Below are 11204 nucleotides of genomic sequence, written 5' to 3' on the forward strand. Positions count from 1 at the left end.
CCATAGAGTTGTGTTCTTAATGCAAAAAAACAAGCCTGTCTAGATTCTGTACAAAACTTTGATCAGATGGAAGCCGAACTTGGTGCGTACCGGCCCCAGCACCTTGAGCAGTTCGCCCTTGAAGACTGCATCGTCAAATGCTTTCACCATATCTCCCTTGGAAAATTCTCCCAAATCGCCAAAACGCTTGCCTGAGGGACAGGTGGAGAAGCGCTTGGCCATCTGGCCGAAGTCGGCTCCCTTCTCGATCTTCTCCTTGATCTCCAGACACTGTTTTTCGGTCTTGACCAGAATGTGCTGGGCACAGGCTTTTTTCATCGGGGCGCTCCTGGGAGTGATGGCGAAGGTTGTTAACGCCAAGGGTGGTAGCAAATCGGGGCGCAAGAGTACCCCAATTTGCCACTGGCGTCAGCCATCACAGCCCTCCCTTTATCGGCCGTATTATTGGCGAGCGCGGGTGACCAGCATGGCGCGGGGACGCGCTTGCCAGATGATCTCCAGCCCGAGCAGGGCGTAGAGGCTCCAGATGGCCAGCGGATTGAGCCACTCACCCCCCAGTTGCAGGGTCATCAGGGCGCAACCTGCCAGCAGCAAGGTGATCCCCGGCAGCCGCCAGTGGGCGGGCAGGGGGGCCAGCAGCGCCATCGCCAGCAAAATGCCGAGGCCAAACGGCAGGTTCAGGGCGGTAAAGGCCAGCGCCTGCTGGCCACTCATGCCGGTCAGCAGGGCCAGCAGGGCGCTGCAACAGGCGAGAAAGGTGATGAACTCGAGACGATCGGCAATATAGTCAGCCATCTGTTCGCTACGTGCATGCATGATGTGTCTCCTTCAGTTGATGGTTCAAGTGTGAGGGAGGGGCGCTTGCAAAGGCAGCGGGATAATTCGATTGCGCTGAACGAGCAATTCTTAATCACCCGCTACGGCGGGCTTTAGGGTGTGCCGGGACTGTTAAACGGTGAGGGTGGGGTGATGCCGACAAACTCTGTCGTGGTGGGTTTCTGGTGGTAATGAGAGGGGGAGAGGCGACAAATGGTGCCTGACGACGAAGTGAACCTTGTTCAGGGCAGGTCAATTCGCCCTCATCGGGAAAGCGGGCGGCGTCCTTGTCAGCAAAATGTGTGATTTGTGGTCAACCTCTTAAAAGATATGGTGAATTTGCCAATGGCGCCGCGCTGTCGCTGGCCGATGCCTATGTTAGGATAAGGTTCGCCATTTTTCTGGCGCGCATTTTTGTGTCACGGCCATGCACGGCATGGCGTGCTGCGCCGCATTCGGGGTTGGCCCGAAAGGGCGCTGTTTTCCTTCACCACAGATTCAGGAATATTGACCTTTGACAGGATGCATTTCATCCCTGCTGGCAGGGCGTTCACTGTCTGGCTCTGCGTTTCGCCGCGGCCTGCGGGTTCTGGGGGTGGGCCTGTTGCTGTCGCTGCTGGCTTCGCCCGCGTTTGCCGCCAAGCTCACCTATCAGGTCAAGGGGTTGAAAGGGGAGAACAAGGATAACGTTGAAGCCTACCTTAATGCCCTGCCGGTCTATCAGGAGCGGCAATACCGCCCGGCCCGCGCAAAAATTACCGAGAGCGTGCAAAAGGCGCTGCAGGTTTATGGCTACTACCAGCCGAAAATCACCCTGAGTCGCGACAAGAAAACCCCGTCCAAAGTGGTGATTGAGGTGGACAAGGGGGAGCCGGTCATCGTCTCCCGCCTCGATATTCTGCTGGAGGGGGATGCGGGCAGCGACGAGCTTTACAGCGCCCTGCTGGACAAGTTGCCCCTCAAAGAGGGGGAGCCTCTCAACCACGCCAAATATGAATCCATCAAGGCCGATCTCGGCAGCCTCGGGCTGGCCCGCGGTTACTTTGATGCCAAGCTGAGCAAGAGTCAGGTCAAGGTGTTCCCGGACAAGGGGACGGCGGAGATCTTTATTCTGTTCGAATCGGGCCATCGCTACCGTTTTGGCGAGATCCGCTACGATGCCACTCCCGAAGCGCTTCACCTGATCCGCCCGCTTATCAACATCAAGAGCGGCGACCCCTATCTCGCCATCCGTCTGGCCGAGATGTCGCAGGATGTCTCCTCCACCAAGCTGTTCCGTCAGGTCGATATCAAGCCGGTATTGAGCGAGGCGAGCAACTATCGGGTGCCCATTGCGGTGACGCTGGATAACCGGGTCGATCACGAAATCGAGACCGGTATCGGTTACGCCACTGACGTAGGCCCGCGGATGAGTGCCACCTGGGAGAAGCCCTGGGTCAACCGCTACGGCCACCGCCTGTTTGCCACCGCCAAGGTGTCGGCGCCGGAGGCAGAGCTCAGCTTCGACTACCAGATCCCGGTGGGTAACCCGCTGCGGGACTACTACTCCATCCAGACCGGCTACCAGTACAAGGACAACAACGATACCCGCTCCGATCTCACTACCATCGGTGTGCACCGCTGGACGCGGCGGCCGGAGAGCTGGGATCGGGACGTCTTTATCCGGCTGGAGAACGAGATCTATACCCAGGGCGCCGACGAGGGGAACAGCTTGCTGCTGATCCCCGGGGTCTCCTGGTCCCGACTGCGGGTGCGCGGCACTCTGGTGCCCGACTGGGGGGATCGCCAGCAGCTGACGCTGGAGTTCTCCGATCCCAGATGGGGTTCCGACATCAGCTTTATGCGGGTGTGGGGACGCAGCAAGTGGCTGCGAACTCTTGGCGATAACCACAGATTCCTGATGCGGGCCGAGCAGGGGGCCATCATAGGTGACAGCTTCTCGCTGGTGCCGCCCTCCTTGCGCTTCTTTACCGGTGGCGATCAGACGGTGCGCGGCTTTGGTTACGAGAGCATCTCCCCCACTGGGCCGGATGGCAAGCTGACCGGTGGCCGCTACACCAGCGTGGCCAGTCTGGAATACAACTACCGCTTCAGCGAGAAGTGGCTGGGGGCCATGTTTGTGGATGGCGGCACCTCTACCACCGATTACAGCGAGCCCTGGAAAATAGGTACTGGCGTCGGTGTGCGCTGGGTCACCCCCATCGGTCAGGTCAGGCTGGATCTGGCGGTCGGGGTATCGGAGGAGGACAAGCCCTTGCGGCTGCATTTCGCATTGGGGCCTGAATTATGATGTTGTCTAAACGCTTTTTTCTTTGGCCGCTGCGGCTGTATCTTGCGCGGGGGTCTGCATTGTGATCTGGCTAAAACGCATCTTTCTCTGGCTGATGGGGCTGGTGTTCCTGCTGCTCATCGGCGTCAGCCTGCTGGGCTTTACCCATCAGGGCAACAAGTGGCTGTGGCAACAGGCCAGGGCGGCGCTGCCCTCCCTCAAGGGGGAGCTGGTGGCCGGTCAGCTTGGCTATGGCTGGACCCTGGAAGGGGCCGGCTGGCAGGATGAGCTGGTGGATGTGACGGTGGATCGCGCCGTGCTCGACTGGGATCTGGGCAAGTTGCTGCAGGGGAAGCTCTGGATAAAATCCCTGGCGGTGACCCATCCGGTGGTCAAGGTAGCCGACTCCGAGCCTGCCCCGGAAGAGCCTTCCGAACCCTTTGTCTGGCGCCCGCTGCCACTCAAGATCCAGGTCGACAGCCTCAAGGTGGCTGACCTCGATCTGGCGGTACCCGGTGTTGCCGTGACGCTGGGATCCCTCGATATCGGCGCCACCCTCAACCGCAAGGGGCTGATTGTACGCGGCCCGGTGCTTGATAACCTGACGGTGACGCTGGATGACGCGGCACCCGCCAGCGCAGCCAAATCTGCCAAGCAGCCGGCCGCTAACGAGAAGCAAGCCGGTGCTGCGGTGGCGCGCAACGACAAGGCCAGCGCCGAGACAGCCAAACAGGGCAAAGGGGCGCCAGCTGCAAATACGGCAAAGGCTGCCCCCATTCTCCTGCCCGCCATTCATCTTCCTTTCCCCATCAAGCTGGAAGGGGTCAGCGCGACCCGGGTGCAATATAAGCAGGGCGAGTTGATCGAAGGGCTCGACAGGCTGCTGCTCTCGGCCACCGCTGCCGACGATCGCATCGAGGTGCGCGAGCTCTCGCTGCGCCATGCCATGGCCGATCTGGCGCTCAAGGGGCACATCCAGCTCAGTGACGACTACCCGCTGGCGGTGACCCTGGATGCCAAGGCCCGCAAGGGGCTGCTGGATGGCGAGCTGCAGGGGGAGCAGGCCACGCTGGCGCTGAGCGGTTCGGTCGGCAAGCTGGGGCTGGCGTTGTCGGCCAAGGGGCCGGTCGCCGCCAGTCTCAAGGGCTCGCTGGCCGCCCTCGACCCGGCTCTGCCTTTTGATGTGGCCCTCGACTGGAAGAGCCTCGGCTGGCCTCTTCACAAGCCTGCCAAAGATGAGCCGAGCTATCGGCTGGACAAGGGGAGCCTGACCGCCAAGGGCAAGCTCTCCGGCTACCAGTTTGCCCTCAATACCTCCGGCAAGGGGACCGATGTCCCCCCCTTCAAGCTTGCGCTGGACGGCAAGGGGGATCTGGAGCGGCTCAGCAAGATCGCCTTGCAGCTCAACGCTCTCAAGGGGGAGCTCAAACTCGATGGCAAGCTCGCCTGGAACAAGGGGATCGAGTGGCAGGGAACCACCCTGTTCAAGGGGATCAATCCGGCCGAGCTGCTGCCTGAGCTGAAAGGGACGCTGGCCGGTGAGCTGGAGAGCCGTTTCGTGATGAACGAGGCGGGTCACTGGGAGCTGAAACTGCCCAAGCTCAAGGTGGATGGCAAACTCAACCAGTACCCGCTGGCCCTCAAGGGGGAGCTTAGCGGTAATGACAAGATGGAGTGGCAGATCCCGGCGCTCTCGCTGCAAAGTGGCCCCAACCAGTTGCAGGCCAAGGGCAGCATCAGCACTGCCCAATGGAAGCTCGATGCCAACCTGCAGGCTCCCCAGCTGGGGGGTATCTATCCCGGCCTGAAAGGGGATATCAAGGGACAGGTGAAGGTCAGTGGCAATCAGCAGACGCCAAAAATCGATGCGGATCTGGCCTCCAACCGGCTCTACTATGCCGGCACCGACCTGAAGGGTATTAGCCTCAAGGGCAATGCGGTGATCGGCGCCAAACCGGCCGGTGAGCTCGCGTTGTTGGTGGCGCAGCTGAAACAGGGCGAAACCAAGCTCAGCCAGCTGGCCCTGAACCTCAGCGGCGATATCAGTCAGCATCTGTTGACACTGACCATGAAGGGTGACCCTGTTGCGGCCAACCTCAAACTGGGTGGCGGCGTGCGCGGGGATCACTGGCGCGGGGCGCTCTCCGAGTTGCGGCTGAAAACCCCGCTGCGCCGTTGGGACTTGAGCTCCCCCTGGGCGCTGGATCTCGATCTGCCGCGTCAGCGGCTGGCGATGGGGGATCTCTGCCTCGGCTCCCAGGGTGCCAGCCTCTGCGTCAAGGGGAGTCAGGTTTCCGCTGCCCAGGGGACTCTGGAGTTTGCCCTGAGCGAGTTTGATCTCAAGCGGCTGCGCCCCTGGTTGCCGGACAACTTCCGCTGGCAGGCGATGCTCTCCGCCGATGGCCGCGCCAGCTGGCGTGGCAATCAGCCGACCCTGCATGCGGTGGTGCGCACCACGCCGGGCACTTTTGTGGCAGATGGTCTCAAGACTGATTATCAGCAGCTGGCTCTGGCCCTGGATTTCGAGCGGCAGCAGGCGGCCATTCGCCTCGATTTTGCCTCCAAGCAGATCGGCAATATCGATACCGATTTGCTGATCAGGGAGCCTGCCGGTCGCGGTCTGCTCGGCGGTCAGCTCAAGTTTGACGACCTCAAGCTTAATACCTTTGCGCCGCTCATCCCTGAGGTGCGCTCCCTGCAAGGGATCATCTCCGCCGATGCCCGTTTCGACGGCACGCTGGCAGCGCCCCTGCTGTTTGGTCAGCTCAACCTGCGTGACGGTGAAGTGCAGACTCACTCCGATATGGTGACCCTGACCAAGCTGGTGACCCACCTCAAGATCGAGGGCAATCGCGCCGAGCTCGATGGCTCCATGCTGGTGGGCAAGGGACCGCTGGCGTTGGGCGGCTGGCTCAGCTGGGCCAAGATGCCGGTCAGCGGCAGCCTCACCATTCAGGGCAAGGATCTGGAGGCGCAATATCCGGGCATGGGCAGGGTCAGAGTCTCGCCCGATATCGCGGTGTCGCTGGGGGAGGAGACCCGCATTACCGGTCAGGTGGATATTCCCTGGGCACGTATTCTGGTCAAGAGCCTGCCGGATTCGGCGGTGGCGGTCTCAGACGATGTGACGGTGGTCTATGACGATCTGCCCCCGGTTACCAAGCAGGCCAGCCTGCCGCTGGCGATGAAGGTGGCGATCCGCCTTGGCAACGATGTGAAGCTCGATGCCATGGGGCTGAAGACCGATGTCTCCGGTGGCCTCAATATCCGTCAGGATCCCGAGAAACCGCTGGCAGGCAACGGCCAGCTGGTGCTGACCAATGGCCGCTTCAAGGCCTATGGTCAGAACCTCATCATCAAGGAGGGGCGGATCCTCTTCTCCGGTCCGCTGGATCGGCCCTTCCTCAACATCGAGGCCAACCGGGATCCCGATACCATCGAAGGTCAGGTGACGGTCGGGGTGCGGGTGACTGGCCCTGCCAGCAAGCCGGAGATAACTGTCTACTCCGAGCCGCAGATGGCGCAGTCGGAACAGCTCTCCTATCTGCTGCGCGGCAAAGGGCTGCAAACCAACGGAGAAGATGGCGGTTTCAACGGTCTGCTGGTGGCCGGTGCGGTCAATCAGGCCAATGGCGTGGTGTCGAGCATCGGCGAGTCGCTCGGGATGAGCGATGTCTCCCTCGATACCGCGGGCAGTGGTGACAACACCCAGGTGACGCTGTCGGCCTATCTGCTGCCGGGCTTGCAGTTCCAGTACGGGGTCGGGGTCTTCAGCCCCATCGCCGAATTCAAGCTGCGCTACGAGGTATTGCCACGACTCTATCTGCAGGCGATGAGCGGGGTGGCTCAGGCGGTCGATATCTTCTATCGCTTTACTCTGTAACGCATCATCCCGTAACAGGGCTGATATGAACGTAAACGGGAGGCACAGACCTCCCGTTTTTTATTGCACGATCGGCTGCAGGCAAACAGCGATAAGGGGCTGGAGGGTAGAGGAATAACGGATTGGGCAGACCAGAAATGCGAAAACCCGGCGCTAGGCCGGGTTTTCTGAATGATGGTGGAGGGAGAAGGATTCGAACCTTCGAAGGCAGAGCCGTCAGATTTACAGTCTGATCCCTTTGGCCGCTCGGGAACCCCTCCACAAGTGCGAGGCGCATACTAACAGATCTTCCGGTTTTGTGAACCCCCAAGCAGGATTTTTCCATTAAAAGAATTGGATTTGTGGCCGATAACCAGTGAAATCGCCATTTTCGAGAGTTATCTCATGCTGCCCAGTTCAATCCGTAATCACCTGCTCGTCGATGAGGGCCAGTTGGGGCAGCGCCTCAACCGTGACCTGCAGCATGGCGATCGCGCTGATTTCCGGTTGCATCTGGCCCTGCTGACCGATGCGGTGGAGGAGCAGCCCTGGTTTGATGCCAAACCGGCGGCCACTCCCCAGAGCCGTGACTGGCGTCTGCACTTTGCGCTGAGACCGGCAGAGGTGCTGGTGGCTGAAGGGGCGGGGAGTGACTGTAGTGCCATCAATGAGCGGTTGCAGCAAGGGGGAAGCATGGTGGATGTGCGGCTCTGGCTGGCGCTGCAAACACCGCCGCTGGCGGTCAAACAGCCGCTGCTGGATGAGGCTGTCTACGACAACCTGTCGCCGCTGGCGCGGGAGCGGTTGCAAGGAAAGCTGGCCGATATGCCACGCCAAGAGGATCCGCTGGTATTGCTGCCGATCCTCGACCGTTTGCAACAGGGGGTGGATACCCGGTTGCACTGGCTCAGTTGATGGCGCCTGTTCACTGGTGTAACGCGATGCTTGTCGGCAAATCACAGGCAACAAAAAGGCGGGTGACACCGCCTTTATGCTCTTTGGAATTTTTAGCCGTGCGGCATGCTATCAAGCGTCAGCTTCATCCGGTTGCGGCTGCTCTTTGAGCGCAGCATTGGCACGACGGGCAATCGGCTTTTCGGTATGACGGTTGAGTTGGCGCTCCAGTTTTTGCCCCAGTTCGTTGATGGCGGCGTAGAGATCCTCATGCTCTGCCTGGGCAAACAGTTTGCCGTTGGGGATGCCAGCACTGGCTTCGACAGTGAACATCAGACGCTCTTTGGAAACAATCACATGGGGTGTGATGAGAGGCACCTGAAGACGTTCGAGCTTTTCAAAACGGGATTCGATGCGCTCGCGGATAGCCGGGGTGATGTCGATGATTTTGCTGGTAATTTCGATTTTCATATTGGCCCCCTTCGGGTCGTCTTGCTTGTGTCTTCACCTTCAGATTACTCATTGGTAAAGATTGAAATGTGATCCATGTCACATAACCTTCCCTTGGCTATTCAGCAACTTATAAATTGTGATCTTTTCCGGTTTCGTGCCAAAAACAGCTTGAGCTCCATGAAACTGGCAGGCAGTATGACGGGAATAGGATCGTTTCTGTCCCTTCTTGGCAGCACTTCGTGTCGACCTCATGTCCGGTTTCCACTGCTTGATATCGCATGTTTGTACTCTTCCCTCGCAACCTCTGATCTGATGAGCGGATGCAGGGGGCGTTGCTATGCCTGATTGGACATCAAACGTGGTTGGTTGTTGTGTTGGAGTGGTAAATGAAGCAGCAGGCCACGCAAGTCATGTGGTTTTTCGATCGGCAACATGATCAGTGGAGTCTCTCTGATCAGGGGGCCTACCAGCAGTGGCAAGGGGAGGGCAATCATCCCTGGGCTACTCGCCTGTTACCGGAAGATGAGGCCGGTTTTGCCGACTTTCTCGTCCGGCTTCATGAATCACATCTGCCTGAACAGTTCATCGGTCATCTGAAAGATGATCAGGGGCAGCTCAACCATGTGCTCTGGAGCGGCCAGTTTGTGCCCACCCAGCAGATCTGCTGTGGCTGGCTGGCCCCTCTTGATACCGCCAACAGTGCGGTCTCCTCCCTCAATCTCTCTTTGCCATTGCTGCAAACCACCCTGCTCACCCAGTTGGCGCAGGCGCTCTCTGCCCGCACCGGGCTCGATTTCTTCAATACCCTGGTCAGCCAGCTGGCCCATATCCTCAAGGTGGATGCGGTCTGGGTGGGGGAGTTGTGCGGTGCCGACCGGGTCAAAGTGCTGGCCGCCGACGGGCTGGCGCAGAAGGACTATCCGCTGGCGGGAGCCCCCTGTCAGGAGCTCTACAAGCAAGGGGCCATCTGCTTCGAGGTGATCGACGAGTCGCAGGAGTATCAACCCTGGCTGGCGGCCGGGCAGACTTATTATGGTCAGCCGCTGTTTGATGCCAGAGGCCAACTTCTGGGCCATCTGGCGCTGCTCTATTCGGCCCCGGCAGATACCAGCAACCTCACCTCGGTGCTCAATACCTTCTCGGTACGGATGGTGGCCGAGCTGGAGCGCCTGCAATCCGATGCACAAATGCGCCTCTCTGCCGTTGCATTCGAGACCCACGAAGGGATTATCATTACGGATCCGGGGTTCAAGATCCTGCGGGTCAACAACGCCTTCAGTCAGATCACCGGCTTTGACAGCCAGTCGGTGCTGGGCCTGCATCTGGAAGAGGATCTCTGGCCAAATCTGGGGGGGCTCGGCTACGAGCTCAATACCCTCAGCCGCTGGCAGGGGGAGACCCAGCGTCGCCATGTCGATGGTCACACCTATCCCCAGTGGGAGATAGTGACACCGGTGCAGGATGAAAAAGGGGTGATCAGCCACTTTGTCATCTGCTTCGAGGATATCTCCGAGCGCAAGGCGGCCGAGCGACGCATTCAGGATCTCGCCTATTACGACGAGCTGACCGGATTGCCCAATCGCCGTCAGCTCCACGAGACTCTGGTGCAGACCTTCAACGAGGCGACCCGCGATGGCTTGATTGGCGCGCTGCTCTTTATCGATCTCGATCACTTCAAGACCATCAACGACTCCCTCGGTCACGCTACCGGTGACTGGCTGCTCAAGGAGGTCGCCGCCCGTCTCAAACGGTTGGTGCGACAGGGGGATTGTCTGGCCCGCCTCGGCGGTGACGAGTTTGTGTTGCTGCTGCCATCGCTCTCGGCCAGCCCGCCCCAGGCTGAGATGCAGGCCGATATCATTGCCGAGCGGCTCATCACCGAGATTGCCGCTCCTTATACCTATGTGGGGCAGGTGCTGCACATCGGCGCCAGTGTCGGCATTACCCTGTTTCCGGATCGGGAGCAGGGGGTCGATGATCTGCTCAAGCAGGCGGATACCGCCATGTATCAGGCCAAGTCCGCTGGCCGCAAGACCCGTCGCTTCTTCGATGCCTCGATGCAGCAGCAGGCGGATCGCCGTCTGCTCATTCACAACGAATTGCGCAACGCCCTCAGCCAGCAAGAGCTGACACTCTACTATCAGCCCCAGCATATGGTCGATGGCGGCGATATCATCGGTGTCGAGGCGCTCATTCGCTGGCAGCCGGCCGGTCGCTCGCTGGTCTCGCCGGCCGAATTTATTCCCATTGCCGAGGAGACGGACCTGATTGTCGATATCGGCAACTGGGTGCTGCACGAGGCGTGCGCCCAGTATGTGCTGTGGGAGGAGAACGGCATCCACATTCCGCAGATCTCGGTCAACGTCAGTGCCAAGCAGTTCCATGCCACCGATTTTGTCGAGCGGATCCACGATGTGTTGGCGCAAACCGGCATGGATCCGGCCTGCCTCAATCTGGAGATCACCGAGTCCGTGGTGCTGGGTCATGCCGAGGACACCATCAGCAAGATGACCGAGCTCAAGGAGCTCGGCATCAGCTTTGCCATCGACGATTTTGGCGCCGGTTACTCCTCCCTGAGCTACCTCAAGCGGCTGCCTGCCGATGAGCTCAAGATCGACCGCTCATTCATTCAGGACATCCCGAAAGATGGCGACAACATGGCCATCGTCGAGGCGGTGATCGCCATGGCGCGACATATGGGGTTCAACGTCACGGCGGAAGGGGTGGAGTCCCGTCAGCAACTGGAGTTTCTCAAGGCGCAGGGGTGCAGTTTCTATCAGGGCTATCTCGCTTCCAAGCCGCTGCCGGTGCCCTATCTGGAGAAATATGTACAGCGGTTGACCAGACCGGAGCAACTGCGTGAAATGCAGCTGAGCGAGTCAGAAAAATAGTCCCTGCTCCCCGCTGTAG

The 11204-nt window shown here is 59.8% G+C and carries 7 protein-coding genes and 1 tRNA gene; 4 read left to right on the forward strand and 4 right to left on the reverse strand.

From position 1 onward, the window contains the following. Window positions 1–39 precede the first annotated feature (39 nt). Both ACTG2S_RS08900 and ACTG2S_RS08905 read right to left on the reverse strand, forming a co-directional pair. Window positions 40–318: a peptidylprolyl isomerase gene (locus ACTG2S_RS08900; protein WP_100646313.1), complete on the reverse strand. Its 279-nt coding sequence runs from the start codon at window positions 316–318 to the stop codon at window positions 40–42. A 123-nt stretch (window positions 319–441) separates the two neighbouring features. Then, window positions 442–816 carry a hypothetical protein gene (locus ACTG2S_RS08905; protein WP_274161363.1) on the reverse strand — a complete coding sequence of 125 codons (375 nt, stop codon included), beginning with the start codon at window positions 814–816 and terminating at the stop codon, window positions 442–444. A gap of 514 nt (window positions 817–1330) precedes the next feature. On the opposite strand from ACTG2S_RS08905, the gene tamA reads away from it, so the two are divergent. After that, window positions 1331–3106 (forward strand): autotransporter assembly complex protein TamA, encoded by a 1776-nt coding sequence (gene tamA / locus ACTG2S_RS08910; RefSeq protein WP_100646312.1) that lies wholly within the window; start codon window positions 1331–1333, stop codon window positions 3104–3106. Window positions 3107–3167: 61 nt separating this feature from the next. Continuing rightward, entirely contained in the window at window positions 3168–6968 is a 3801-nt protein-coding gene (gene tamB / locus ACTG2S_RS08915) for an autotransporter assembly complex protein TamB (RefSeq protein WP_201945499.1), read from the forward strand. A gap of 175 nt (window positions 6969–7143) precedes the next feature. On the opposite strand, the gene ACTG2S_RS08920 is transcribed toward tamB, so the two are convergent. Then, window positions 7144–7228 (reverse strand) — tRNA-Tyr (locus ACTG2S_RS08920). A 124-nt stretch (window positions 7229–7352) separates the two neighbouring features. Here ACTG2S_RS08920 and ACTG2S_RS08925 point away from each other — a divergent pair. Then, window positions 7353–7862: a VC2046/SO_2500 family protein gene (locus ACTG2S_RS08925; protein ID WP_201903705.1), complete on the forward strand. Its 510-nt coding sequence runs from the start codon at window positions 7353–7355 to the stop codon at window positions 7860–7862. Window positions 7863–7973: 111 nt separating this feature from the next. Here the strand turns inward: ACTG2S_RS08925 and hpf are convergent, their stop codons facing one another. Further along, window positions 7974–8312 carry a ribosome hibernation-promoting factor, HPF/YfiA family gene (gene hpf / locus ACTG2S_RS08930; protein WP_005334257.1) on the reverse strand — a complete coding sequence of 113 codons (339 nt, stop codon included), beginning with the start codon at window positions 8310–8312 and terminating at the stop codon, window positions 7974–7976. 368 nt (window positions 8313–8680) lie between these two features. Here hpf and ACTG2S_RS08935 point away from each other — a divergent pair, with 368 nt between their 5' ends. Next, window positions 8681–11185, forward strand: a complete 2505-nt coding sequence (locus ACTG2S_RS08935; RefSeq protein WP_201945498.1) for a putative bifunctional diguanylate cyclase/phosphodiesterase — start codon at window positions 8681–8683, stop codon at window positions 11183–11185. Window positions 11186–11204 lie beyond the last annotated feature (19 nt).

It is taken from the genome of Aeromonas sp. 82P (assembly GCF_051919365.1).
GTDB lineage: Bacteria > Pseudomonadota > Gammaproteobacteria > Enterobacterales > Aeromonadaceae > Aeromonas > Aeromonas veronii.